We start from the raw sequence: 26,488 nt of genomic DNA, 5'->3' as shown, positions 1-26,488 counted from the left end.
GTTATTGACATAGCCGCGCTGGCAGTAAAAGCACTCCCCGCAGAAGGTCTCCACATTGACGGCAACCCTGTCGCCTGGTTTTACCCGCGTCACCTCGCTTCCGGCTTCTTCCACGATCCCCACAAATTCATGGCCCAGTATGGTGCCTGGAACGGCCCTGGGAACCGCGCCGTGCAGGATATGGATATCGCTGGAGCAGATGGTGGTGAGCGTAACTCTCACGACGGCATCCCTGGGGGTCATGATATGAGGGATTGGCCGTTCCTCTAAACGCAGGATTCCATTGCCTTCGTAGACGACGGCCTTCATGGTTTCTTTACGGGGATGGTCTTGTGATGTATGGTTCTGTAATACCTGATTTTGTGACATAAGCTTCTCCTCTCCATACTTTAAAAGCGGTAAAAATACCTCTTACCATACTCTGTATAATAGTCTAGTCAATGTCCTCCCAATTGTCAATGCGCATGCCTAGAAAAATATCCGGCAGCTCCCAGCAGAGGCTGAACTGTTATATGAAAGCATATCCGAAAGACTGAACAAAAAGTAAATGATTTTACCTGTAAACTTTGTAGAAATGTGTTGACAGAAGGGGATCTCTGTACTAAACTTAACTTGTTGAACAAGTTGGACGGGAGGTGCCTATGGTTAAGAGATGTACCGGGGAAGATGAGAGCGGGCTGCTGGATTTTTTGCAGAATGATGCGGTCTATCACACATTTCTGCTGGCAGATATCGGCAATTACGGATTCGATCAGGAGTTTCAGACCGTATACGCGGGGCTGGAAGAAGACCGGATTACTCATGTTTATCTGAAATTTTACGGGAACTTAATTGTGGCAGGGGAGGCAGGGAACATCGACGGGGAGTTTTTAAGAACACTCACCGAAGAATGGAAGCCGGATGTGATCATGGGAAAGGCGGAGCTGACGAAAGCGGTCGGCAGATGGCTTCCCGGATATGAGCTGGCGGAGAAGAACCTCTATCTCCTGGAGGACAGTGCGCACCTCATCGGCGAGGCCGGACTGCCGGAGGGCGTGACCATGAAAAAGGGCGTGCCGGGAGACGAGGATAAGATTCATGCATTTCTTATGACGATACCGGAGATACGCGCGCTTTATGCTTCAAAAGAGATGATCGCGGACCGGTTAAAGAGCGGAGACGGGACCCACCTCTATCTGGAGCGGAACGGGGAAATGATCGCCCATGTGAACAGCGCGGCAAAGAGTCCGTTTACCGTCATGTTAGGCGGTGCGGCTGTGAAGGTAACGGAACGGGGAAAGAACTTAGAGTCCCTGCTGGTCAGCCGGATAAGCCGCGATATTCTGGCGGAGGGGAAGAAACCGTGTCTCTTCTGCGACAGAGGGGAAGAACATAATCTATTCGTGCAGATCGGCTTTCAGAAGGCCGGAATCTGGGGAACGCTGACCCCTAGGAAGCCGGAAGAGGGAAAGAGCCGGCTGCCATCCTACATACCGGTTTATAACCGGCTGTTTCAGGATTTAATGGATGGCGTCTATGAGAAGGACAGCCTTCTTCCCAGTGAAAATGTGCTGGCGGCGGCCTATAAGGTGAGCCGGAACACGCTGAGGCAGGCGCTGACCATTCTGACACAGGACGGATTTATCTATAAACGGCAGGGAAAGGGAACCTTCGTATCCTACGACTGCCGCAGAAATGAAAAGAAGAACCTGTATAATTTTTTGAGAGAGTGTGCCAAGGAACCGGTGAGCCGGGTGACTATGGATTACAATATCGGACTTCCGACGAATATTGCAAAACAGAAGCTAAAGCTTAAGGACGGCGACGAAGTCCTGGCGAGCAATAACGTATACTGGGGCGAAGAAGGTCCCATCGGCCAGTCCTTTCTGCAGATTCCCATGGAGGTGATCATGGGGAGCGGCATAGATGAAAAGGAACCCGACGAGGAACAGCTTCTTCACTTTATGGACAGTTTGATTTATCAGAAGGCGGTGAAAGCCCACATGACAATTCAGGTGGTGGCCGCCGATGAACAGGTGATCTCCTATATGGATATACCGGAGGGAACTGTGCTTCTTCATATGGAACAGATTTTATACGGGCCGGATTATACACCCGCCGCCCGGATTAAATATTATTTCATTCCTGACAAATATCAGGTTGACTGTCAGCTGCAGGCGTAACCGCCAAATGCTCATAACTAGGAGGCATATATGGATACGAATAAGAAACCAATTATTCAGTTCAATTCATTCCAGTTTCACTATTTCAGCCAGGCGGAACCGACCCTTCATGATATCAATTTAACGATCTATGAAGGGGAAAAGGTTCTCATCGTCGGCCCCAGCGGAAGCGGTAAAAGCACCCTGGGAAACTGTTTAAACGGTCTGATCCCTTTTGCCTATAAGGGGGAGATTGAAGGAAGCCTTAAAATCAACGGCAGGGAGACGAGGGAGATGAATATCTTCGAGCTGTCGAAAATGGTGGGCACCGTGCTTCAGGACGCGGATGGCCAGTTCATCGGACTGACGGTGGGCGAGGACATCGCGTTTGCACTGGAAAACGACTGTGTGGACCAGGGTAAGATGAAGGAAGTCGTCCAGAAGGTGGCGGACATGGTGGACATGGGAAAGCTTTTGAAATCTTCTCCTTTCGAGCTGTCCGGGGGACAGAAGCAGAGAGTATCCTTTGCAGGCGTCATGGTTGATGACGTGGATATCCTGCTCTTTGACGAGCCGCTGGCCAATTTAGACCCGGCCACGGGAAAGACGGCCATCGATCTGATCGATCACGTGTGGAAGGAACTGGGAAAGACGGTTGTGATTATCGAGCACCGTCTGGAGGATGTGCTTTACCGCGATGTGGACCGGATCGTGGTGGTAAATGATGGCCGGATTGCAGCAGACATGTCGCCGGACGATCTGATCGCGGCGGACATCCTTCCGAAAATGGGAATCCGGGAGCCCCTCTATGCCACTGCACTGAAGTACGCGGGAGTCAGGGTGACGCCGGATATGCGCCCTGGCCGTATGGAGACGCTGCGGATCGACATGGTAAAGGACGCGGTGCAGAAATGGGCTCTGAGCCGTGTGCCGGACCGGGAAGTGAATAACAGGCCCGATATTCTGGCGGCGGAACATTTAAGCTTCCAGTATACGAAGAAACGGAGAATTCTGAAGGACATCAATTTCCACATCAGAGAAGGGGAGATGGTCAGCATCGTGGGCACCAACGGCGCCGGCAAGAGCACCCTGGCCAAGGTAATCTGCGGATTTGTCACGGAGGACGAGGGACGTCTTCTGTACGAAGGCGAAGATTTGAAGGGGAAGACGATCAAGGAGCGTTCCCAGATGATCGGTTTCGTGATGCAGAATCCCAATCAGATGATCTGTAAGCCCATGATTTACGATGAAGTGGCGCTTGGGCTGAGAATTCGGGGGGTAGATGAGGCGGAGACGGAAAAACGTGTGGAGAAAGCGCTGAAGATCTGCGGACTGGCTCCATTTAAGAAGTGGCCTATCTCCGCGCTGAGCTTTGGCCAGAAGAAGCGTGTTACCATTGCCTCTGCGCTGGTTCTGGATCCGAAGATCCTGATTCTGGATGAGCCCACGGCGGGCCAGGATTTCCACCACTATACGGAGATCATGGAATTTTTAAAGAGCCTGAACAGTGAGGGGGTCACCATTATCATGATTACCCACGACATGCATCTGATGCTGGAGTATACGCCTCACGCCATTGTGATCTCCGACGGACAGAAGATCGGGGATGCGACCTCGGCGGAGATACTGACCAATGAGGCGATAACGGAGCAGGCGAACTTAAAGATCACCTCCCTCTATGAGCTGGCCGTGGCATGCGGGGTGGAGAATCCGGAGGGCTTCGTTCAGAACTTCATCGATTACGAAAGGGGGCTTCGTCACGCATGAAAAGCAAATTGTTCGACTACATAGACCGGGATAATTTAATCTTTAATTTATCGGGGCTTACGAAGCTGGTATGCTTCATCGGTTTGACCTTCGCGGTCATGTTTTCCTACGATATCCGCTACATCCTGTTTGTAATGGTGCTGTCCGTCATCTTCTTCGCCATGTCGGGTCTGCAGTTTAAACAGATCAAGCTGATGGCAATTTACGTTGTCGTATTTCTTGCTATCAACTTTGTGCTGACCTATATCTTCAGTCCGCAGTACGGAACGGAAATTTACGGAACGACCCACGAGCTGTTTCGGTTCAACAGCCGCTATACGGTGACGGAAGAGCAGCTGCTCTATCAGGTGACGAAGGTGGCCAAATACGCCTCCGTGGTACCTCTGGGAATGATTTTCTTACTGACGACCAACCCAAGTGAGTTTGCGGCGTCCATCAACCGTGTGGGCTGTAATTACAAGGCGGCCTACGCGCTGTCTTTGACGCTTCGGTATTTTCCGGATACTATCCGGAATTACCAGGATATCGCGCTGGCACAGCAGAGCAGAGGACTGGATTTATCCAGGAAGGAAAAGCTCGGAACGAGGGTGAAAAATGTGATGAATATCTGTGTGCCCCTGATCTTTTCCACGCTGGACCGGATTGAGCTGATCAGCAATGCCATGGATTTACGCGGCTTCGGAAAGAAGAAAAATCGGACATGGTACGTGGCAAAGCCATTAAAGACTGTGGACTGGTGCGCGATGGCGGCAGCATTGGCGATTTTCCTGGGATCTCTGGCTATGACATTTTTTGTCAATGGAGGTTCCAGATTCTATAACCCATTCATTTAAACAATCATAAAGGAGAAAAACTATGAAACCAATTTTAGTATTTCAGACAGATTTTACTTACAAAGAAGGCGCAGTCAGCTCCATGTACGGCGTGGTGAAGTGTGTGGACCGTGAGCTGGAGATTATGGACGGCACCCATGAGCTTCCGCAGTATGACACCTGGAGCGCCAGCTACCGTTTATATCAGAGCCTTCAGTTCTGGCCGGAAGGAACCGTTTACGTGTCTGTCGTGGATCCTGGAGTAGGAACGAAGCGCCGCGCCTGTGTGGCAAAGACGGTTGACGGATACTATATCGTAACGCCGGATAATGGTTCTCTGACACATGTAAAGAAGATGATCGGCATCGAAGCGGTGCGTGAGATCGACGAGACAGTAAACCGTCTGAGAGGAAAAGGCACGGAAGGCGTTGCCATCTTCCACGGCCGTGATTTATTCGGCTATACAGCAGCTCGTCTGGCCAGCGGAATCATCGATTTTGAGGGCGTAGGACCGGAGTACCCGGTGGAGGAGATCGTGGAGCACCCGATTCTGGAACCGGAGATTACAGAGGGAAAGGCCTGCGGCGTATTCGAAATCAATGATCCTAACTTTGGAAACTTATGGACGAACATCAGACTGGAAGACTTTAACCGCGCGGGATTTGCTTACGGTGACTATGTCAATGTAACAGTAAAGCATGACGGAGAGGTGGCTTTCCAGCAGAAGGTATTATTCCATCAGAGCTTCGGTTTCGCTGAAAAGGGCGATCCGATGATTTATAACAATGAGCTTATGAAGGTGTCTCTGGCCGTCAGCCAGGGAAGCTTCTGTGACAAGTATAATCTGGGATACGGGCCAGAATGGACGGTTGAGTTTACAAAGTAGAATTTACTTGACAAATTATGGGAATTTGAGTAGTCTTAACTCGTAATCTACCAACCAAAGGAGGGTAATCATGAAAAAGTTATTTGAGTTCAAAACAAAGACCATCGTTGCAACCGGACTTGGCGCGGCTTTATTCACCCTGTTATTTATGTACGTGAAGATTCCGACCGGAATTCCGGAAACCGACATTCAGACCGCATACGGCATCGGCGCGTTTTTCGCCGCTCTGTTCGGACCGATCGCGGGCGGACTGATTGCATTCATCGGACATGCGCTGTCTGACGGTATTCAGTATGGGTCTATATGGTGGAGCTGGGTAGTTGCCAGCGGCATTTCCTGCTTCATTATCGGTCTCGTATATCCGAAGCTTCATGTGGAAGACGGTGAATTTGGAAAGAAGGATATCGTTCTTTTCAACATTTACCAGATTATCGGTAACTTTGTAGCGTGGGTTATCGTAGCACCGCTTCTGGATGTCGTTGTCTATGCAGAGCCGGCAAACCTGGTCGTGACACAGGGCGTCGTAGCTGCTATCAGCAATGCGATTTCTGCAGGCGTCATCGGTTCAATCCTGCTGGTACTCTACAGCAAGACACGTTCCAAGAAGGGCAGCCTGACAAAGGAATAAATCAGTTTAAAAGAACCGCCGCCGGCAGGCAAGACCTGCAGGCGGCGGTTCCTTCGTTATTCACGCATTACTCGTCAAACAGCTTTGAATAGATCTCTTCACACAGCGCATCCACGTAAGCCTGGTCGGGAAGGTCCTTCGAGGTAATGAGGAGGTCAGAAATCAGCTCGAACCGCTTCAGATTCCTCTCATCCTCGCCCAAATCAGAAAAATCAGCATCGAGCCGCCTGTCAATATCTTCCCTGCGATAGGCAGAGAGGAACCAGGAGATCAGCTCCTCCGTCTGTTTTTCTTCTTCCTCAATCTCACTGACCATGCCCTTTGCGGAGCGGAATGTCAGGATCGCGATGACCAGACAGCCGATTCCCATGACGGTCAGTGTACCCTGAATCAGGTACTTGGAAAAGCCCGCCATCGGCATGTCGAAAATGCCTGCCCAGCATAAGACGGCAAAGACGGTGATGGCTCCTCCAACCAGTAAAAATGCGGAGGCGCTGGATTTACGGTCTTCGTATTTCTGAGATTTCTTCACGTAGGCAGCGGGCGGGCGCACCGGCTTTTCCGCCTTTGGCATCGCCCCGGATTCCTCTCCGGATTCCTCGCTGTCCAGGTCTTCCTGCATCAGGGCGTCCGGCTCTTTTGCCAGCGCCGCCTTCTGCATGGCGAGGGCTTCCTCCTTCGATTCAAACAGGGGACCGCCGCAGTCGGAACAGACGGTAACTCCTTTGATAAATTCCATGTCACATTTAGGACAGTATGGCATGATGTTCTCCTTTGCATATGGTAATATAGGTAAATTATACCTCTCAATCACAATTTCGTCTATGAAGAAATGAAAATAGAAAAAAGTAAGGGCGTTTTATGCTTCCCTTTCTGAGCAAAATACGATAGAATAGAGAAAGACATATTAGGAAGGGTTTCAGATGAGTATTAGGATCAGGTTTGCGTTAAGGCCAAAGAACCGGCTGACCGGCTACCGTGAATGGACGCCGGATGCCGCGGAGACGATGATTAAGGAACTGGCTGGAGAGCAGGGCTATACATGCGAGTCTCTATCCGGATGTCTGCTTTGCAGGCTCTGTCCAGAGGGCTATATATGGTTCCACTGGGATAAACGGGTTCTGCGGGGGGAGTCCCAGACCAACATCGTGGGGCCCGGCTTTCATGTGGCTGTCATAGCATTTTTAGAGCAGCTGGCCGGGCAAGGAAAATTAAAATTAAAAGTTGATGACAAGACGGGCTATTACTGGAGAAGAGATTTTCTGACTATGCGGAGAAAGTATTTCTATCAGTGGTTTATGGATCTGATGAAACTGGTGTCCGGATGGGAGAATGGGCCGGAATATACATTTTGCTGGCCTTCCAGCTACTATATACCGGAGAAGCAGGAAGGAAAGCTGATTACACATATCCGCCCTTTTTCGTTTATGGAAATTCGCGGAGTCGTGAATTCAGGACTCAGTATGGCATTTGCCAGGGATTTTTTTATTTGGAATGAGATTGAAAAGGATGCCGTTTACTACAGAAACTGCGCACTGGTGCTTTTAAATCAGAGCTGCTTTTTTATGCCCTCCAGCAGGTGCGAGACGGATAAGAAGGTCAATGACAGGATTATCGAGTGCCTGGAAAAGGCGCTGGCCATGGATTCCAGTCTGCCGTTTCCATTAAAAGAATATCTGGAGATATGCCGCCTTGCAGAGCATGAACCGGTGGATGTAAGCCATGCGGAGCCGCTTTCGAGAGAGCTTTTTGTGGGCTGCCGGAGACATCTCATTTACCGGAAGCTGGGCAATATGAAATTTTGCCTGCCGGGATCTTTCATGTTCGATGAAAACTGCCGCAACGGCATGGATCATTACTACGACGGCGTGGAATACGGCGGTCATGATCTCTACATTTACGCGGTGGTCTTAGGTACAGGCGGCACATCCAAATTTAAAAAAGCATGGTTCGAACAGGGGACGCCGGAAGAGGAGTTCCTGTTTGATGTGGATAAAGGAAAGGGAAAAGCGGTCTTTTATGCGCCCGAAGAGAAGGACGGAGAGATGGTTTACAACATGTCCGCCCAGGTTCTCTACAAAGAACAGAGAACCAATATCAACATAACCTGCAGGAAGCCCGGGGAGATGGAATGGGCTCTTGATCTGGTGAAAAAGATTACAATAACGGAATAGAGGATTTTATGGAACAGAAAGAGATGAAAACGGGAACACTCTTAAAACGGTTTGTTCCCTATTATAAGAAATACACACGGATTATGGTGTTTGACCTGCTGTGCGCCTCGCTGACCACGGTCTGCGAGCTGATTCTGCCGCTGATCCTGCGCTATATCACCAATCAGGGACTGAAGGATCTGGCATCACTGACCGTTCAGACGATTGTGGGCATCGGTGTGCTCTACTTTGCCCTCCGGATTGTGGACGGTCTGGCCAGCTTCTATATGGCGTACACAGGCCATGTGATGGGCGCCGCCATTGAGACGGATATGCGTCAGGATGCGTTTGAACATCTGCAGAAGCTGTCGGATAATTATTTCAACAATACGAAGGTGGGACAGATCATGTCCAGGATCACCAGCGATTTGTTCGATGTGACGGAGTTCGCCCACCATTGTCCGGAAGAGTTTTTTATCGCCTTTTTGAAGACCGCGGTGTCCTTTGTCATACTGGCGGGAATCAATCTTCCCCTGACGGTGATCATATTTGTGTTTATCCCCGTGATGGCGGTCTCCTGCTCCTACTTCAACATTCAGGTGAAGAGGGCATTCAAGAAACAGCGTAACCATATCGGTGAGCTGAACGCCAGAATCGAGGACAGCTTACTCGGCAACAAGGTGGTCCGTGCCTTTGCCAACGAGGGTGTCGAGATCGAGAAGTTCAATCGCGATAATCAGGAATTTTTAAATATCAAGCGCCAGACCTATAAGTATATGGCGGCGTTCCAGAATACCATCCGCATGTTTGACGGACTGATGTACGTGGTAGTCATCGTTGCGGGCGGCATCTTTATGATTAAGGGGCTTATCGATCCCGGCGATTTAGTGGCCTATACCATGTATGTGACGACGCTTCTGGCGACAATCCGCAGAATTATCGAATTTGCGGAGCAGTTTCAGAGGGGAATGACGGGAATCGAGCGTTTCTCGGAGCTGATGGACGCGTCGGTGGATATTTTCGATGAAGAAGGGGCGGTTCCCTTACGGGATGTACACGGAAGCATCACATTTGACCGTGTGTCCTTTGAATATCCGGATGATCATAATCCGGTCCTTTCGAATATCGATTTAAAGATCAGGCCGGGGGAGAAGGTTGCCCTGGTGGGGCCGTCGGGCGGCGGAAAGACGACGCTGTGCAATCTGATCCCGCGTTTTTACGACCCTACCGAGGGACGGATTCTGCTGGACGGACAGGATATTAAGAATGTAACGCTGCAGAGCCTTCGCGGAAGCGTCGGCGTCGTGCAGCAGGATGTGTATTTATTCTCGGGTACGGTTTATGAGAACATCGAGTACGGCCATCCGGGTGCCTCCAGGGAAGAAATCCTTGCGGCGGCGAAGATGGCGGGAGCCCATGAATTCATCATGGGGCTGAAGGACGGCTACGACACGTATGTGGGCGAGCGCGGTGTGAAGCTTTCAGGCGGCCAGAAGCAGCGGATCAGCATAGCGAGGGTATTTTTAAAGAATCCGCCCGTCCTGATCCTGGATGAGGCCACATCTGCCCTGGACAACGAGAGCGAACATTTGGTATCGCAGTCCCTGGAACGTCTGGCGGCGGGCAGGACAACCCTTACGATTGCACACAGGCTGACAACCATCCGGAACGCGGACAGAATCCTTGTCCTGTCCGGCAGTAATATCATAGAAGAAGGAAATCACGAGGAACTGATTAAGAAGCAGGGAATCTATTACCAGCTGTACACCTCCGCAGGCGAAGCGGAGCAGAATTAGTGCGGTCCGGCGTATTTACGCCGGGAGGCACTTGATGGAAAATGAAGGAGAATAGCAGATGAGAGTAGCGATTGTTACGGACAGTAACAGCGGAATTACACAGGAGCAGGGAAGACAGGCGGGAATCTATGTGGTTCCGATGCCCTTTATGATGGCTGGAGAGACGTATTTTGAGGATATCAGCCTTACACAGAAATCATTTTATGAGAGGCTGGCGGAGGGCGCGGATATCTCCACGTCACAGCCGTCACCCGCGTCTCTGATCGACTTATGGAACGAGTTGTTAAAGGATCACGACGCTGTGATTCACATTCCCATGTCCAGCGGCTTAAGCAGCTCCTGCGAGACGGCCCACGCGCTGGCCGCCGACTTCGGCGGAAAGGTGCTGGTGGTCAATAACCAGAGAATTTCTGTTACACAGCGGCAGTCCGTTCTCGAGGCGAAGGCCATGGCGGATCAGGGAATGAGCGCGGAAGAGATTAAGATGGTGCTGGAAGAGACGGCCTTCGATTCTACCATCTACATTACGGTGGACACCCTGGAGTATTTAAAAAAGGGCGGCCGGATTACGCCGGCAGCGGCACTGCTGGGAACATTTTTGAAGATTAAGCCGGTTTTGACGATTCAGGGAGAAAAACTGGATGCATTTGCCAAGGCGAGAACCATGAAGCAGGCGAAGAGTATGATGATTACAGCCATTAAGAAGGATTTGGAGGAGCGTTTTTCCGATCCGGAGGGTGCGGCTGTCCATATGGCGGTGGCCCATACGGATAATGAGACGGCGGCTCTTGAATTTAAAAAGGAACTGATGGAGCTGTTCCCGAAGGCCGGCGATATCTACGTGGATCACTTATCCTTAAGCGTGTCCTGTCACATCGGACCGGGAGCGCTGGCCGTCGCCTGTACGAAGAAGCTGTCTCTATGAGCGGAACAGACCGGGAGGTGTGCTTAAGATGTTCTTCCAGGTAAAACCGATTAAACTGAAACACACCGTAAGCTTAAGGCTGGTGCTGATCCTGTTCTTCCTGATCGTCGGTCTGGCTCCCATGCTGATCCAGAATAAGATCATGCTGGGAACCTACAGGCAGAACCAGATCGACGCGCGGATTCAGGATATTCAGAACCAGTGCTCGATCCTGAGCAATAAGATGACGCGGGGCGGCTACCTGGTGAATGAACCCAGGGATACGCTGTTAGACAATGAGATGTCTGTGAAAGCGGACATGTTCAATGGCAGAATTGTCATCGTCAATAAGAATTTCCGGATTGTTTCCGATACATTTTCGCTGTCTCTTGGCAAGCTGAACGTATCGGAGGAGGTGATCCGATGCTTCAACGGGGAGAACAGCAGCAAGTATAATTCCGACAAGAATTACGCGGCTCTGACGATCCCGGTTTACTCCAACAGCGAGGACAAGGTAATCGACGGTGTCATGATCGTGACGGCGTCCACCGAGGATCTGCTGACGCGGCTGTCCTCCGTGTCGGAAAAGGGCAGCTTCCTGCACCTCATGATATTTTCCATCCTGGCGATTCTCGTCGTGCTTCTCGTCAAGCTTCTGATGAATCCGTTTAAGGAGCTGCAGTGGAAGCTGAAACGGGTGGAGGAAGGCAACCTGGATGAGGAACTCTCCTCCAACGCGTATACGGAGACGCGGCAGATTACGGAATCGATCAGCAAGACGCTGAAAAAACTAAAGGCGGTGGATCAGTCGAGGGAAGAATTCGTATCGAATGTATCCCATGAGCTGAAGACGCCCATCACCTCCATCCGTGTTCTGGCAGATTCCCTGATGAGTATGGATGACGTACCGGTGGAGCTGTACCGGGAATTTATGACGGATATCTCGGACGAGATTGACCGGGAGAGCAAGATTATCGACGACCTTCTGTCTCTGGTCCGCATGGACAAGACGGCGGGGGCCGAGTTAAACATTGCGCAGGTGAATGTCAACGGCCTGCTGGAGCTGATATTAAAGAGACTCCGTCCGATTGCCGGAAAACGCAATGTGGAGCTGACCTTTGAGAGCATCCGCGAGGTGACGGCGGACGTGGACGAGGTAAAACTGTCCCTGGCTCTCAACAATCTGGTGGAAAACGCCATTAAATATAACGTGGAAGGCGGATGGGTGCGCGTCACTCTCGACGCGGATCACAAGTTTTTCTACGTCAAGGTGGCAGACTCCGGAATCGGCATATCGGAGGAATTCCAGGAGCACATATTTGAACGATTTTACCGCGTGGACAAGGCACGTTCCAGGGAGACCGGGGGTACCGGCCTGGGCCTCGCCATCACGAAGAATATTATCCTGATGCATCAGGGAGCGATCCGGCTTACCAGCAGGGAAGGCGAAGGAACCACGTTTACCGTGAGAATCCCGCTCACCTATATTCCATAGAAACAGGAGGACGTAATTTATGAAACGATGGATATACAGTCTGCTCCTCCTGGTGCTTCTTGTCGTTCTGGCAGGCTGCCAGAGGAGAGACGGGAATGAGGAACAGACGGAGGGAGTGTACCAGATCTACTATATGAATTCCTCCATGACGAGGCTGGAGCCGCAGGACTATACGATGCCGCAGATGCCGGCAGACGGGACAGCCACAGAGACGGACTGGAAGATCACCAATCTGATGGAGCAGCTTAAGACGGTGCCGCAGGATTTAGACCGCCAGTCGGCTGTCCCGGATAAAGTGGGATTTGAACGGTATAAGCTGGAGGATACGGTACTCTACCTCTATTTTGACAACAATTACGCCATGATGAATCCGACGAGGGAGATCTTATGCAGGGCCGCTCTCGTGCGGACACTGACCCAGGCGGAGGGCGTGGACTACGTGGCTATCTATACGGCGGAGCAGCCTTTGATGGACAGCACCGGCGTGCCGGTGGGCGCCATGACAGGAGCCGATTTTATCGATAATATCAGCAATGTCAACGCGTTTGAGAAGACGGAGCTGACCCTGTATTTTGCAGACAGCACCGGAGAAAAGCTGGTGAAAGAGCAGCGGGAGGTCGTACATAACGTGACCACATCACTGGAGAAGCTGGTGGTGGAACAGCTGATCGCCGGGCCGGACAGGCCGGGAATCAACGCGACGCTTCCAAAGGATACGAAGCTGTTAAACGTATCGGTCAATGAAAACGTCTGTTATTTGAATTTTGACGCATCATTTTTAAATAATTCGCTGGATGTTAAGGAATATATCCCAGTCTATTCCATTGTGAATTCTCTGGCCGCCGTTTCGTCTGTCAATAAAGTGCAGATCGCGGTCAATGGTTCCCAGGATGTGATGTTCCGGGATTCCATATCCTTAAACCAGCTGTTTGAACGCAACTTGGATTACAACGCGGAGAACGAAGACAGTCCGCAGTAAACAGGAGGAAAGTATTTATAAAACGTCCATTATGTCTGATAGCAGGGGGATTCGTACTTGGAGAGACCGTCGTTCTGCTTTCTCTGACATCAGGACTTCTGATTCCGGCGCTTCTGGCGGCGGGAACAGGTGCAGTATGCCTGAAAAGGAGGAGCAAAGGTGCCGTGTGGCTGCCTGTGTTCCTCCTTTTTGTGCTGCTCGGAATGGGACGGGCAGGGGTTACGAAGCTGAAATGGGAAGCGCGGGAACGGGCCTGCATGGAGATGGCCGGCGTCTATTCGGAGCTGCATGGACGGGTGAGTGCAGTGGAAGAGTCTGAAGGAAAGGTACAGATTACGATTGAGGAAAATGTGGTGCGGCCGCTGGTGGGGGGCGGAGAGGGCCGGTCCTTCAGCATGAGCTGGCAGATTCCCTGTGTCCTGGTATCGTGGAAAACGGATGGGGCGGAAGATATGCCGGACGCCCGGGACTTTAAGATCGGCATCGATGTTACTGTGAGAGGCAAGCTGGAGTTATTTGCACGCGCCAGGAATCCGGGTGAGTTTGATTCCAGGAATTATTACCGCGGGCAGGGGGTGGACTGCCGCATGTATGGGGAAGAGGTGGAGATTTCAGGAGGAGACGTCTCCCCGCTTCCGGAGCTTTTGCGGCAAATCCGGGAAAAGGCGAAGCATAATATTATGAGATCTGCGGCGGTGGAAGACGCGGGTATCTTTTCTGCGGCCGTTTTAGGGGATAAGAAAGCGCTGAACAGCGAGATTAAGGATTTATATCAGAAGAACGGTATCGCTCATCTGCTGGCCATCAGCGGCCTTCACTTATCAATTATCGGAATGGGGGGATATAAGCTGTTAAGAAAAGCCGGTTTAGGCTATAAAGGAGCCGGACTGGCGGGAGCTGCTTTTATCTTCTGCTACGGCGCGATGACCGGCGCATCACCTTCCGTGGTGCGGGCCGTCGTCATGATGAGCACCGGTTTCCTGGCTTCTTATCTGGGAAGGACCTACGATCTCCTGTCGGCGCTGTCCCTGGCGCTTCTGATGCTGGTATGGGAAACGCCGGAGCTTTTGACGCAGGGAGGTGTTCAGCTGTCGTTCGGCGCTGTCTTTGCCGTGGGAGGCGTGCTTCCTGTCATTCAGGATTATCTGGGGAAGGAACGAAAAATTCTGGGCGCGCTGGCGGTGAGTGCTGCGATTCAGCTGGTGACGCTCCCGGTAATTCTGTGGGATTTCTTTCAGTTCCCTGTTTACGGAATTTTCCTGAATCTGCTGGTAATTCCTTTGATGGGAGGTGTCATATGCTCCGGGATCGGGACGGCTCTGCTGGGCGGGATTTCCTGTAAGGCGGGTGCGCTGGCCGCGGGAACCGGTCACTATATACTGCGGTTTTATGAATGGCTCTGCCATGGGACGGAACGCCTTCCGTATCATACGCTGGTGATGGGAAGGCCGGCTGCTGCGGCTGTGATTCTTTACTATATGGTGCTGCTGGTGGTGCTGATCGGGATGAAGAGAGTGATAGGGAAGAGAGACGAAGCGGAAAAAGAGAGAGAAGAGGTATCAGAGAGAAAAGAGGTAAAAGAGAGAAAAGAGAGAGAAGAGGTAAATGGGGGAATAGAAGGAGACGAAATAATTGGAATGGCCGAAAAATCCCACCCAATATGGCTGAGAACGGCCCTGTTTTTCTGTATCTGCGTATTTCTGCCCTGTATTCTGATGCCGCGCCCTGTTGACGGGATGGAGATTCTGTTTCTGGATGTGGGACAGGGGGATGGAATTCTGCTTCGTTCCGGCCGCGGCGCCATGCTGATAGATGGGGGGAGTACTTCAGAGAAGAAGCTGGGAGAGTACCGGCTGGAGCCGTGTCTGAAGAGCTGTGGGGTATCGGTGATTGAGTATGCCTTTGTCAGTCATGGCGACCTGGACCATATAAGCGGTGTTCGCTATCTTCTGGAGTCCTGTGAGGAGATCGAGATACGCAATCTGCTTCTTCCCTGCCAGGGAAGGGAAGATGATGCGCTCCTAAGCCTTGCTGAACTGGCCAGGGCCAGGGGAACAAAAGTATCATTGATTGAAGCTGGAGAAAGCTTTTATATGGAAGGGATTGGCGTGACCTGTCTCTATCCGGGAATTTCTGATCTGCCTGCGGATAAGAACGAGGAGTCCGAGGTATTGAAGGTGGACTATGGAAACTGCCATATTTTATTTACCGGAGATATGAGCGGCGAGGGAGAACTGCGGCTTTTGTCTGCCTTATCGGAAAAAACGGGCGTGCTGTCGGAGATTCAGATATTGAAGACCGCTCACCATGGTTCCCGGTTTTCTTCCGGAGAGGCATTTTTAGACGCCCTGGGCGTTAAATGGGCGGTGATTTCCTATGCGGAAGGGAATTCCTACTGCCATCCTCATAAGGAGGTACTGGAACGTCTGGGTGACCGAAGCGTGAAAATCTATGGAACGGCGGAAAGGGGAGCGATTACGATGAAGACGGATGGGAAAAGGGTGAGGTGGAAGGCGTTTTTGGATTGAGAGCGTTTTTTGTTCGTTGACGCATCGGAATTCCCTTAGTATAATGGTACCAGTGACGAAAGGCAGGTAGAAAGGAAAGACATCATGCAGAATCTCACTCAGGATATTAAAAATCATAGCTTCAAACCGGTGTATTTGCTGTACGGCGATGAGGCATTTTTAAAAAACAGCTATAAAAACCAGATGAGAACGGCCATATCCGGCGATGATACCATGAATTATAATTATTTCGAGGGGAAGGGGCTGGATTTGAACGAACTCATCAGTCTTGCAGACACAATGCCTTTCTTCTCGGAAAAACGCCTGATTATGGTCGAGGACAGTGGATTCTTCAAGGGTGCGTCAGACGAGCTGGTCGCTTATTTGCCTCAGATGCCGGATACGACCTGCATCATTTTTGTGGAATCTGAAGTGGACAAGCGCAGCCGGATGTTCAAAAAGGTGAAGGAAATCGGCTATGCGGCGGAGATGGCCAGACAGGATTTTGCGCAGCTTTCCAGGTGGGCAGGAGGAATTCTGGCCAGAGAGGGGAAGAAGATTACCGGGCGTACCATGGAGCTTCTCTTAAATATGACCGGAGATGATATGGAAAATATCCGGATGGAGCTGGAAAAACTGGTAAGCTTCACTATGGGGCGCGACGTGATTACGGACGAGGATGTGGAAGCGATCTGTACGGTTCGTGTGACCAATAAGATCTTTGATATGGTGACAGCCATTGTGAACCGTCAGACGAAAAAGGCCATGGATTTGTACGAAGATTTACTTACGCTCAAGGAACCGCCGATGCGAATTCTGTTTCTGATTGCCAGGCAGTTTAATCAGATTCTGCAGGTGAAGGAACTGATGGCAAAGGGAATGGATAAAGGGGCAATCGCCTCCCGAATCAAGGTGCCGCCGTTTGTGGCAGGCAAGATGATGCCCCAGGCCAAGACATTTACACGGGAGCAGATCCTTTCCTGTGTGACTCAGTGCGTGGAAGCGGAAGAAGCGGTGAAGACCGGGCGGCTGAATGACCGGATGGCGGTCGAACTGCTGATTACAAGAAAATTTTAAGCCGTTGAGAAGTCTTTATGGCGGAATGAAAAAGGAAGAAAAAAGGAAGGAAGATACCGTTGATGGTAAGCTTCCTTCCTTTTTCTATACAAATTCAGATATTGAATTTTATTGCATCTGAAAACATGCCATATAACGCTGGCCTGCCTGTTCCCAATTTATTACATGGAATAAATCGTCGATATAGTCGGCTCTGAGATTATAGTGTTTTAAATAGTAGGCGTGCTCCCAGACATCGAGATTGAAGACGGGGCACAAGCCCAGTGGGAGCGGAGTATCCTGATTTTTTGTGGTAGTAATCATGAGAGAACCATCTGCGGCGACTACCAGCCAGGCGTATCCGGAGCCGAAGACGGATAACGCGGCCTCCTTAAACTTCTTTAAAAAGGCGTCGAGACTTCCGTATTCCCTGCGGATGGCTTCGGCCAGTGCACCGGTTGGCATTTGGTTCGAAGCGGGAGCCAGGCCGGTAAAGTAGAGCAGGTGGTTGTAAACTCCGCCGCCGTTATTTCGTACCGCTGTCTGGATCTCCTCAGGAAGGCTGGCAATATTGTAAAGAAGCTGTTCCAGCGTCCAATTATGAAAACGGGAGTAATCAGCCAGCGCCTTGTTGAGATTGTCAACGTAAGTCTGAAGATGACGGTCGTGGTGAAGCTTCATGGTCTTTTCATCAATATAGGGTTCGAGTGCCTGATAGGCGTATGGCAGCGGGGGATTGGTGAATGGATAATGATAAGTAAGATTGGTCAAGGGTAACTTCCTTATGCGCTTTTTCTATCATATGCTGTCGGGAAGCGTGCCGTGAGAAGTGCTTTTCTTTTTTAAAGGGCGGAGGAGGAGAAGGATAACCTCCGCCCCTGGGGGGATGAGCTGCAAAATACAACTCACTTTAATAACGTATATAGTTTCTGTTTGTGATGCATTTTTTTGAAATAGACAAAATGTTTTAAAAGTAGAGCAAGATTGTGATAAAATAGATTAAACTATAAGATAAATAAGGCGTTTCGGGGCCGTTGCTATGCCAGAGCGCATAAGAATGGAAATCTGGCTGCTTCGGTCCTTTAGGCCCGGCTTGACTGCATGGATCTGGTACGAAATCTGATCCAGAATACGGGGATGATCCATCACTACTTGTCACCTTTGTCCCCTCTCTGCATATAATAAATTATAATTTAACATATATAAAAAAGGGGAAATAAATTATGTGTAATATATGTAGATGTCTTTGTGGTAACTGGTGTGGTTGTAGAAATAATAGCTGTAATAATTGCTGCAGATGCGTATGCAGCAATCCCTGTGAAAATAATTGTAATAACAATAATAATTGCTGCTTTGATCCATGTGCCAGAGAAAGAAAGGAAGCTTATGAGGCCGGATTTAGAGATGGCTGTAATAATGCCTCCTGCAGGCAGAATAATTGTGGTTGCTAATGATATCTGCAAAAAAGGGCGGTCCGTTTGGGCCGCCTTAAGTATTTTATTTATCCTGTTTCTTCCTATTATAAATATTAGAATCTTTTTATAAACAGCAACAAAGCAGTAACAAATCAAAATATAATAAAACAAAAAAATCCCCATCCAGTGGGTTAAGCCGAATGGGGAATTCCTTTATTTATCAGGTTTTTCTATGAATTAAGCCATTGCGTTAACAGCCTTAGAGATACGGGATACTTTTCTGGAAGCAGTATTCTTATGATATACTCCCTTAGTAGCAGCCTTATCGATCTCAGCGATTGCGCTTGTTAAACATGCCTGTGCAGCAGCCTTGTCACCGGCAGTAATAGCAGCGTCAACCTTCTTAATCGATGTTTTCACTCTGGATCTGATCGCTTTGTTTCTAGCAGCTTTAGTCTCGTTAACTAAAATTCTTTTTTTCGCGGATTTAATGTTAGCCAAATCTGTACACCTCCAATTTTAATTGATATATGGTTATTCTTTGTTTTGCATCAAAGCCTGGACACGGACAGTTCAATGTAAACATACCTTAGTATTTTAACGAATAAAGCTTCTAATGTCAATACATAATTCTTGATTTTTTGCAGAAAATACCAGAGAAAAGAAAAAAAGTCGCAGTTCACGCCCCGTCGGCACCTGCTGTCCGGTCTGCCCCGGCCGGTTTACCCGACCTTTCCTGTTCCGGTTTCGGGCATAAGCACTTCTAAACGTGCAGAATTTTTCTAAAAACCAGAGGAAATCCCCAAACTCGCTGCGCTCAAACAGGTGGGGATTTCCCCTGAACGAAAAATCCTGCGCGTTAAGAATTGCTAATACCCTGCAAAGTCACAGGAAAGGTCGGGTAAACCGGTCGGGGCAGACCGGACAGCAGGTGCCGACGGGTCGTGAACTGTTAAAGAAAGGTGAGAAATATGGAAAATACATTCGAAGTTCGGACGGATCTTGCAGTAGAGGAGAAGGAAAGCTTTCCGGGAAATGGCGGAGAAATAAGTGGGGTATCCTTAAGAGAGTGGCATCGGGCGGACAGCAGGATCAAGATGACGGAAGTGAAAATACTGGATAAGAAGGGCGAAAAAGCCATGGGGAAACCGATGGGCTCCTATATTACACTGGAGGCGGACCAGTTATCCAGAAAAGATGAAAACTACCACAGAGAGGTCTCGGAAGAACTGGCACGGCAAATTGGGCAGCTTCTGGAGGGAGAAGACTACCGGGCCTCCGGTTTCCATGTTCTGGTGGTCGGCCTTGGCAACAGCTCTGTGACACCGGACTCTCTGGGGCCGAGAGTGCTTAACAATCTTCAGGTCACGAGACATTTGAAGGTACAGTATGGGGATGAGTTCTGGAATGGGCGCAGTATGCCGGTCATCAGCGGTATTGTTCCAGGCGTCATGGCTCAGACCGGGATGGAGAGCGCGGAAATTTTAAAGGGGATTATTCATGAGACGAAGCCGAACCTGATTATTGCAATCGACGCGCTGGCAGCAAGGAGCGTGAAACGGCTGGGAACCACCATTCAGCTGACCGATACGGGAATTCATCCGGGTTCCGGCGTTGGCAACCACCGTCACAGCTTAACGAAGGAAAGTCTGGGGATTCCGGTTATGGCGATCGGTGTCCCTACCGTGGTGGGAGCGGCAGCTATCGTGCATGACACCGTATCCGCCATGATTGCCGCCCTGTCTAAGGGGATGGAGACGAAAGGAATGGGGGATTTTGTGGGAAGCATGAGCTCTGACGAGCAGTATGATCTCATCCGGGAGCTGCTGGAGCCGGAATTCGGCCCACTTTATGTGACTCCTCCGGATATTGACGAGACGGTTAAGGAATTGAGCTATACCATTTCCGAGGGAATCCATCTCGCTTTTATGGGAGAGGAAGAGGAGTAAGGGGTAAATGGTGATTTTCCTGCATAGTATATAAGCGAGGGACTTTTTTCTTTCCGGGACGCCGTGAAAGAAATGCAGGAAGGTGTTTATGAAGGAGAAGGGCGGAAGGATTAACTGGCTCATCAGACATATGATGCTTATCACCGGCCTGGTACTTGCCGTCCTCCTCTTGATCAGGGGAGCAGCGGGAACCGGACGGGCGTTCGACAGAGAGCGGCTTACTGCCTTGATAAATGGCCAGGCGGATGCCGGGCTCGAGTGGATCTGGCGTATGAATTATCCGGCTGCCGGACGGGCAGAAGAAAATGAGACGAAGATGGTTAAAGCGGAAGAGGAAAGCATCAGCGGTCTTATCTGCCGCTTCATATTTGGGCAGTCACCTCTGTACCGGTATCTGGGCAGGGATGAAGGCGGTGAAATAAACTATAAGGAAGAAGATCCGGCATTTGCAGGGTATCTGGAAAGCGGAAAATTCTATGAGGAACATCAGTACCTGATGTATGACGGCGGTGAAGAGACCGGAGCCGGTACCATGGAGCAGGCCGGCACGACGGTGCTGGCCGCTAATGGCGATGGAGCCGCGGGAAGCAGCGGAAATGCAGGTAATGGTGGAAGCGCGGGAGACAGCGGAAATACAGGAAATGGCGAAAACACAGGAGTCGGCGAAAACGCAGGAATCAATGGAAACGCCGCCGCCCTCCCGAAAAAGGACGATAATATGACGTGTGCTGCCAGCGTCCTGCCTCTCATCGGCAAAACCTACAGGAAAGAGCAGCTGGCCGACTACGACTACATGATGAAGCATTTTTACAGCGTGCACACCTCGACGACTGCGGGGCGTGATCTTATGAAGGCGGATGAATTTCTGGCAAAGGACTTTACACTGGAGGGAGGTAACGACAAACCGCAGATTTTAATTTACCATACCCATTCCCAGGAGGAATTCTCCGATTATGGACCCGATAACAAGGAAGCAACCGTGATTGGGATCGGGAATTATCTGACGGAGCTTCTGACGGCCAAGGGCTATCATGTGATCCATGACAAATCAGTCTATGACCTTCAGAACGGAAAGCTGGACCGGAATAAAGCGTATACATATGCCCTGGACGGGGTCACGAGGATTCTTCAGGAGAATCCCTCCATCGAGGTCATCCTGGATCTGCACCGGGATGGGGTCAATGAAAGCCTTCACATGGTCAATGAGGTGAATGGAAAGCCGACGGCTCCCATCATGTTTTTCAATGGCGTCAGCCAGACTCCGGAGGGACCGATCGAGTATCTGCCCAATCCGTACCGGAGCGATAATCTGGCATTCAGTTTCCAGATGCAGCTGGATGCGGCGGCCTATTTTCCGGGTCTGACCAGGAAAATTTATATCAAGGGCCTCCGGTATAATCTCCATCTTCGTCCGAGGTCCGTGTTAATTGAGGTCGGCGCACAGACAAATACATACCAGGAAGCACGAAATGCCATGGAACCGCTTGCGGAAGTTCTGAATATGGTGTTGCAAGGAAATTAAAAAAATGGTATATTTTTAAGGCAGGAACATCATTGCCGTGTCATTTTGTATTTGTATCATCAACTGCAGAAAAATGGAAAAGAGGAAAGTAAATGGCAACTGTTGACCAGAGTAAAATACGCAATTTTTGCATTATCGCCCATATTGATCATGGGAAGTCAACCCTTGCGGACAGAATCATAGAGAAGACCGGACTTTTGACAAGCCGGGAAATGCAGGCCCAGGTTTTAGACAACATGGATTTGGAGCGGGAACGCGGAATCACCATCAAGGCCCAGACCGTCCGTACCGTATACAAGGCGGAAGACGGAGAGGAATACATTTTCAATATGATCGATACGCCGGGGCATGTAGATTTTAACTATGAGGTGTCCCGGAGCCTGGCGGCCTGTGACGGCGCTGTGCTCGTGGTAGATTCATCTCAGGGAATCGAGGCCCAGACGCTGGCCAATGTCTATCTGGCGCTGGATCATGACCTGGACGTATTTCCGGTTCTGAATAAGATCGATTTACCGAGTGCGGAGCCGGAACGTGTGGTGGGAGAGATTGAGGACGTCATCGGAATTGAAGCCCACGACGCTCCAAGGATTTCGGCTAAGACAGGCGAGAACATTGAGGAGGTCTTAGAGGCCATTGTGAAGAAGATTCCCGCACCCAAGGGGAATCCGGACGCGCCGCTCCAGGCTCTGATCTTTGACTCTCTGTACGATTCCTACAAAGGTGTCATTGTATTCTGCCGTATCATGGAAGGCCGTGTGAAAAAGGGCGTCAGAATCCGTATGATGGCTACCGGAGCGGTGGAAGAGGTTGTGGAGGTCGGCTATTTCGGCGCGGGCCAGTTTATCCCCTGTGACGAACTGAGCGCGGGTATGGTTGGCTACGTGACAGCCAGTATCAAGAATGTGAAGGACACTGCCGTGGGTGATACGATTACGGACGCAGACAATCCCTGTGATAAGCCGCTTCCGGGTTATAAGAAAGTCACCTCCATGGTGTACTGCGGTATGTATCCGGCGGATGGCGCCAGATACAACGATTTAAGGGACGCGCTGGAGAAGCTTCAGCTTAATGATGCATCCCTGTTCTTCGAGCCGGAGACGTCTCTGGCACTGGGCTTCGGCTTCCGGTGCGGTTTTCTGGGACTTCTGCATCTTGAGGTTATCCAGGAACGTCTGGAGAGAGAGTATAACCTGGACCTGGTAACCACGGCGCCCAGTGTTATTTACCGGGTCTATAAGAAGACCGGTGAGATGATACAGCTGACGAACCCGTCGAATCTCCCTGATCCGTCCGAAATCGAATACATGGAAGAGCCGATTGTCAGCGCGGAGATCATGGTGACCACCGAGTTTGTGGGAGCGATCATGAAGCTGTGCCAGGAGAGACGCGGCGTCTATCTGGGAATGGAATATATGGAAGCAACCCGTGCCCTTTTGAAGTACGAGCTTCCGCTCAATGAGATCATCTATGACTTCTTTGACGCTTTGAAATCACGTTCCAGAGGTTACGCCTCCTTCGATTACGACTTAAAGGGGTATGAGCGTTCCGAGCTGGTGAAACTGGATATTCTGGTGAATAAGGAAGAGGTGGATGCGCTGTCCTTCATCGTACATGCGGAATCCGCTTACGACCGGGGACGCCGGATGTGCGAAAAGCTGAAGGAGGAGATCCCGAGACAGCTGTTTGAGATCCCTATCCAGGCGGCCGTCGGAGGAAAGATCATTGCAAGAGAGACCGTCAAGGCCATGCGCAAGGATGTACTTGCCAAGTGCTACGGCGGTGACATAACCCGTAAGAAAAAACTCCTTGAAAAGCAGAAGGAAGGTAAAAAACGTATGCGCCAGATTGGTAACGTAGAGATACCACAGAAGGCATTTATGAGCGTACTGAAGTTAGATGATGAATAAAAAGAAATTGGAAATCTATGTGCACATTCCTTTCTGTGCAAAGAAATGCGCCTATTGCGATTTCCTGTCGTTTCCGGGTAACATGCGGATGCGCCGGGAGTATACGGACAAGCTGCTGGAAGAGATACGCATTCAGAGCAGCTTTGTACGGGAGTATCAGGTTGATACCATTTTTCTGGGAGGGGGAACGCCCTCTGTCCTGGATGTGACCGATATTACAGCCATCATGGGGACGCTTAAGGAACACTACGACATTGCGCCCGATGCAGAGATAACGATCGAGGTCAATCCGGGGACGGTGAAGATGGAAGGTCTCGTCGCCTACCGGGAAGCTGGAATCAACCGCGTCAGCATGGGACTTCAGTCGGCGGATGACACGGAGCTTCGCTATCTTGGGAGAATCCACACCTACGACGAATTCTTAAAGAGTTTCCAGAGGGTGCGCATGGCAGGATTTACGAACGTCAATGTGGACCTGATTTCCGCCATTCCGGGACAGACTCCGGAATCGTGGAAGAATACGCTGAAAAAGACGGCTATGCTGAAGCCGGAACACATATCTGCCTACAGTCTGATCGTAGAGGAAGGAACGCCGTTTTACGATCGTTACGGCGGCCATGTGGAGATGGAGAGCTATGAGATGTCTCAGGAGGAACGCCGCCGCTTAATGGCGCTTCCGGATCTTCCGGACGAGGACACCGAGCGGGAAATGTATTACATGACCAGGAACTGTCTGGCCGAACAGGGGTATGAGCGGTATGAGATATCCAACTATGCCAGACCCGGCTTCGAATGCCGCCATAATGTGGGATACTGGACCGGAACCGGGTATCTGGGACTGGGACTGGGGGCCTCCTCCTATTTGGAGGGATGCCGTTTCCACAATACGTCCGATTTCCAAAGCTACGTATCGGCCCATCTCGACGACGAGGCAGAGTTTTGTCAGGCACTCAGACAGGATATGGAGCAGCTGAGCGTAAAGTCCAAGATGGAAGAGTTCATGTTCCTGGGGCTCCGCCTGACACGGGGTGTATCGGTAGAAGGCTTTATCACCCGGTTTGGACAGAGTATACGAAACGTCTATGGCGGTGTGATCGACAAACTGGAGCGGGAGGGCCTGCTGGAACATAAAAACGGCTACTATCGTCTGACCGAGCGGGGGCTTGATTTGAGCAACTATGCGATGAGCCTGTTCCTGCTGGACTGATGAAAATAAATGGTACAGAAAACCGCTGTTAAATTAGAAAGATTCCCATTCTAATTTAACAGCGGTTTTGTATTGTTCCTTTTTATTACCATCCAGGGTCTGCCCTAATTATTTTTCTTACTGAACCAGGAACACTTCCGCACTTCTGGTACCATATGCCCTCGTCTCCCCGTGTGTATTAAAGAAGATATCAACGTGGTTTCCTTTTACTGCGCCGCCGCGGTCCTCTGCGGTATAGATCACGCCGTTGATCATAATCTTGCTTCCGTAAGGAATCACTCTCGGGTCAACCGCGATCGTGTGGTTGGCGGAGGCAATGGCTCCTGTGCTGGTATGGCGTCCCCAACCCTCGGAGCAGGCGGAACACGGGCAGTAGCCAGTGGTCTTAAAGACACCGAGGGAGCGGAGCGTTCCTGCGCTTCCGTCAGAGCTCATGACCTGCATGTCGCCGACACTGTGAACCTTCGGGCTGGAGAGCTTCATTCCTGATGCGTAGGCTTCAACGAGATAGGAACCGTCTTCATACGATTCCCACGGTACGATCACTTCAAATCCGTAATTGCCGGTTCCGGTGCCTTTTCTGACCAGATCTTCCCGATAGTCATCGGCGGGAGCCGTGTACTCGGCTTCTGTCTGTCCTGTCGCCTGATTGGTGACTGTGACCTTGACTTCTACCGCGGAAGCGGGATCGGAGCTGTTCCAGGCCCAGCCCCGGACGCTGTCGCCCTCCACACAATCCAGAACTCCGGGTGTCTGCCCTGCGAGAGCCGGGACGGCGGTACCTAATAAAAATGTCATCATAAGTAAAGTTCCGAAGAACAGTTGATTTCGTTTCAATCGTTTCATGTAATAAATACATCCTTTCTTTTTTACTGGCTGTAACATATTTTAATATATTATATATATATGTAACAGTTTTGTAATAAATGAGGTACAAGTACACATTTTACACTATTTTCCAGATTTGTCAAGGATATGAATAAAAAAATAGAGACGCCCGATGTTTCATAAGGCGTCTCTATTCGTTCTGATGTGTTGATTGAAAGGCTTTTCTTCTTATATTATAATTCAGGATCTACTCTGCAATTGCCTGAAATACTTCCTGTTTTTTTACTTCATAATCCAGTGCTTCCTGGTGGCTTGAGAAGTAGAGATCTACGGTATGGCCGTCCACTCCGCTTCCGATGTCCTCCACCGTGTAAACGGTTTCACCGATTATTACCTTTGTTCCCAGGGGAAGTACGGTGATGTCTGCTGATATGGTGTGATTTGCCTGCGGCACGGTACCGGAATAGGTGAGGCCGCTGCCGCCGGAGCATTTACTGCATCCACAGTATCCGGTGGTCTTGAAGATCCCGAGGGAC

23 protein-coding genes are annotated in these 26,488 nt (G+C 50.4%); 17 read left to right on the top strand and 6 right to left on the bottom strand.

Going from position 1 to position 26,488, the window contains the following annotated elements; genetic code table 11:
- On the bottom strand, window positions 1–309 hold a 309-nt coding region (locus tag ACLTD4_RS23885; RefSeq protein ID WP_412331609.1), incomplete at its 3' end, for an alcohol dehydrogenase catalytic domain-containing protein.
- 332 nt (window positions 310–641) lie between these two features.
- Between ACLTD4_RS23885 and ACLTD4_RS23880 the strand changes: the two genes are divergently transcribed.
- The 5 genes from ACLTD4_RS23880 to ACLTD4_RS23860 all read left to right on the top strand — a co-directional run bounded on the left by ACLTD4_RS23880 (window position 642) and on the right by ACLTD4_RS23860 (window position 6,234).
- Entirely contained in the window at window positions 642–2,162 is a 1,521-nt protein-coding gene (locus ACLTD4_RS23880; protein WP_117621334.1) for a GntR family transcriptional regulator, read from the top strand.
- 30 nt (window positions 2,163–2,192) lie between these two features.
- Complete coding sequence (locus tag ACLTD4_RS23875) at window positions 2,193–3,908, top strand: ABC transporter ATP-binding protein (RefSeq protein ID WP_117621333.1); 1,716 nt, start codon at window positions 2,193–2,195, stop codon at window positions 3,906–3,908.
- Entirely contained in the window at window positions 3,905–4,741 is an 837-nt protein-coding gene (locus tag ACLTD4_RS23870; RefSeq protein ID WP_002602453.1) for an energy-coupling factor transporter transmembrane component T family protein, read from the top strand. The genes ACLTD4_RS23875 and ACLTD4_RS23870 overlap by 4 nt, the downstream gene beginning before the upstream one ends.
- A 22-nt stretch (window positions 4,742–4,763) precedes the next feature.
- Entirely contained in the window at window positions 4,764–5,606 is an 843-nt protein-coding gene (locus tag ACLTD4_RS23865) for an S-adenosyl-l-methionine hydroxide adenosyltransferase family protein (RefSeq protein ID WP_002602454.1), read from the top strand.
- 70 nt (window positions 5,607–5,676) lie between these two features.
- A complete protein-coding gene (locus ACLTD4_RS23860; protein WP_002602455.1) occupies window positions 5,677–6,234 on the top strand; it encodes an ECF-type riboflavin transporter substrate-binding protein in 558 nt (185 codons plus the stop codon).
- A 67-nt stretch (window positions 6,235–6,301) separates the two neighbouring features.
- On the opposite strand, the gene ACLTD4_RS23855 is transcribed toward ACLTD4_RS23860, so the two are convergent.
- Window positions 6,302–6,997, bottom strand: a complete 696-nt coding sequence (locus tag ACLTD4_RS23855; RefSeq protein WP_117621332.1) for a hypothetical protein — start codon at window positions 6,995–6,997, stop codon at window positions 6,302–6,304.
- 160 nt (window positions 6,998–7,157) lie between these two features.
- Between ACLTD4_RS23855 and ACLTD4_RS23850 the strand changes: the two genes are divergently transcribed.
- The 7 genes from ACLTD4_RS23850 to holA all read left to right on the top strand — a co-directional run bounded on the left by ACLTD4_RS23850 (window position 7,158) and on the right by holA (window position 17,145).
- Window positions 7,158–8,408, top strand: a complete 1,251-nt coding sequence (locus ACLTD4_RS23850) for a hypothetical protein (RefSeq protein ID WP_055654011.1) — start codon at window positions 7,158–7,160, stop codon at window positions 8,406–8,408.
- An 8-nt stretch (window positions 8,409–8,416) separates the two neighbouring features.
- A complete protein-coding gene (locus tag ACLTD4_RS23845; protein ID WP_055654009.1) occupies window positions 8,417–10,183 on the top strand; it encodes an ABC transporter ATP-binding protein in 1,767 nt (588 codons plus the stop codon).
- A gap of 58 nt (window positions 10,184–10,241) precedes the next feature.
- Window positions 10,242–11,108 (top strand): DegV family protein, encoded by an 867-nt coding sequence (locus ACLTD4_RS23840; RefSeq protein ID WP_117621331.1) that lies wholly within the window; start codon window positions 10,242–10,244, stop codon window positions 11,106–11,108.
- Between the two features lie 28 nt (window positions 11,109–11,136).
- Entirely contained in the window at window positions 11,137–12,582 is a 1,446-nt protein-coding gene (locus ACLTD4_RS23835; RefSeq protein WP_117621330.1) for a sensor histidine kinase, read from the top strand.
- 19 nt (window positions 12,583–12,601) lie between these two features.
- Window positions 12,602–13,561 (top strand): GerMN domain-containing protein, encoded by a 960-nt coding sequence (locus tag ACLTD4_RS23830; protein ID WP_025530558.1) that lies wholly within the window; start codon window positions 12,602–12,604, stop codon window positions 13,559–13,561.
- 17 nt (window positions 13,562–13,578) lie between these two features.
- Window positions 13,579–16,089 (top strand): ComEC/Rec2 family competence protein, encoded by a 2,511-nt coding sequence (locus ACLTD4_RS23825; RefSeq protein WP_321013903.1) that lies wholly within the window; start codon window positions 13,579–13,581, stop codon window positions 16,087–16,089.
- An 84-nt stretch (window positions 16,090–16,173) separates the two neighbouring features.
- Window positions 16,174–17,145 carry a DNA polymerase III subunit delta gene (gene holA, locus ACLTD4_RS23820; RefSeq protein WP_002602463.1) on the top strand — a complete coding sequence of 324 codons (972 nt, stop codon included), beginning with the start codon at window positions 16,174–16,176 and terminating at the stop codon, window positions 17,143–17,145.
- A gap of 108 nt (window positions 17,146–17,253) precedes the next feature.
- Here the strand turns inward: holA and ACLTD4_RS23815 are convergent, their stop codons facing one another.
- A complete protein-coding gene (locus tag ACLTD4_RS23815) occupies window positions 17,254–17,895 on the bottom strand; it encodes a superoxide dismutase (protein WP_117621328.1) in 642 nt (213 codons plus the stop codon).
- A 477-nt stretch (window positions 17,896–18,372) separates the two neighbouring features.
- Here ACLTD4_RS23815 and ACLTD4_RS23810 point away from each other — a divergent pair, with 477 nt between their 5' ends.
- On the top strand, window positions 18,373–18,669 hold the full coding sequence (locus ACLTD4_RS23810) for a hypothetical protein (protein WP_055654001.1): 297 nt from the start codon (window positions 18,373–18,375) through the stop codon (window positions 18,667–18,669).
- 107 nt (window positions 18,670–18,776) lie between these two features.
- Here ACLTD4_RS23810 and rpsT read toward each other — a convergent pair whose 3' ends face one another.
- Window positions 18,777–19,040 (bottom strand): 30S ribosomal protein S20, encoded by a 264-nt coding sequence (rpsT, locus tag ACLTD4_RS23805; protein WP_055653999.1) that lies wholly within the window; start codon window positions 19,038–19,040, stop codon window positions 18,777–18,779.
- A 470-nt stretch (window positions 19,041–19,510) separates the two neighbouring features.
- Between rpsT and gpr the strand changes: the two genes are divergently transcribed.
- The 4 genes from gpr to hemW all read left to right on the top strand — a co-directional run bounded on the left by gpr (window position 19,511) and on the right by hemW (window position 25,124).
- Complete coding sequence (gene gpr / locus ACLTD4_RS23800) at window positions 19,511–20,488, top strand: GPR endopeptidase (protein WP_055653997.1); 978 nt, start codon at window positions 19,511–19,513, stop codon at window positions 20,486–20,488.
- Between the two features lie 88 nt (window positions 20,489–20,576).
- Window positions 20,577–22,010 carry a stage II sporulation protein P gene (gene spoIIP, locus ACLTD4_RS23795; protein ID WP_055653996.1) on the top strand — a complete coding sequence of 478 codons (1,434 nt, stop codon included), beginning with the start codon at window positions 20,577–20,579 and terminating at the stop codon, window positions 22,008–22,010.
- Window positions 22,011–22,102: 92 nt separating this feature from the next.
- Complete coding sequence (lepA, locus tag ACLTD4_RS23790; RefSeq protein ID WP_055653994.1) at window positions 22,103–23,917, top strand: translation elongation factor 4; 1,815 nt, start codon at window positions 22,103–22,105, stop codon at window positions 23,915–23,917.
- The gene (gene hemW / locus ACLTD4_RS23785; protein ID WP_412331608.1) at window positions 23,910–25,124 is read left to right on the top strand and encodes a radical SAM family heme chaperone HemW; all 1,215 of its coding nucleotides are present in this window, start codon (window positions 23,910–23,912) and stop codon (window positions 25,122–25,124) included. The genes lepA and hemW overlap by 8 nt, the downstream gene beginning before the upstream one ends.
- A 117-nt stretch (window positions 25,125–25,241) precedes the next feature.
- Here hemW and ACLTD4_RS23780 read toward each other — a convergent pair whose 3' ends face one another.
- Both ACLTD4_RS23780 and ACLTD4_RS23775 read right to left on the bottom strand, forming a co-directional pair.
- Complete coding sequence (locus ACLTD4_RS23780; protein WP_002602470.1) at window positions 25,242–25,970, bottom strand: 3D domain-containing protein; 729 nt, start codon at window positions 25,968–25,970, stop codon at window positions 25,242–25,244.
- 229 nt (window positions 25,971–26,199) lie between these two features.
- The coding region (locus ACLTD4_RS23775; protein ID WP_412331607.1) for a 3D domain-containing protein at window positions 26,200–26,488 on the bottom strand (289 nt) is incomplete at its 5' end.

The sequence above is a fragment of the Hungatella sp. genome (genome assembly GCF_046966825.1).
Note: the sequence above shows the minus strand (reverse complement) of the source record. Positions and strands in the feature narration are given on the sequence as shown.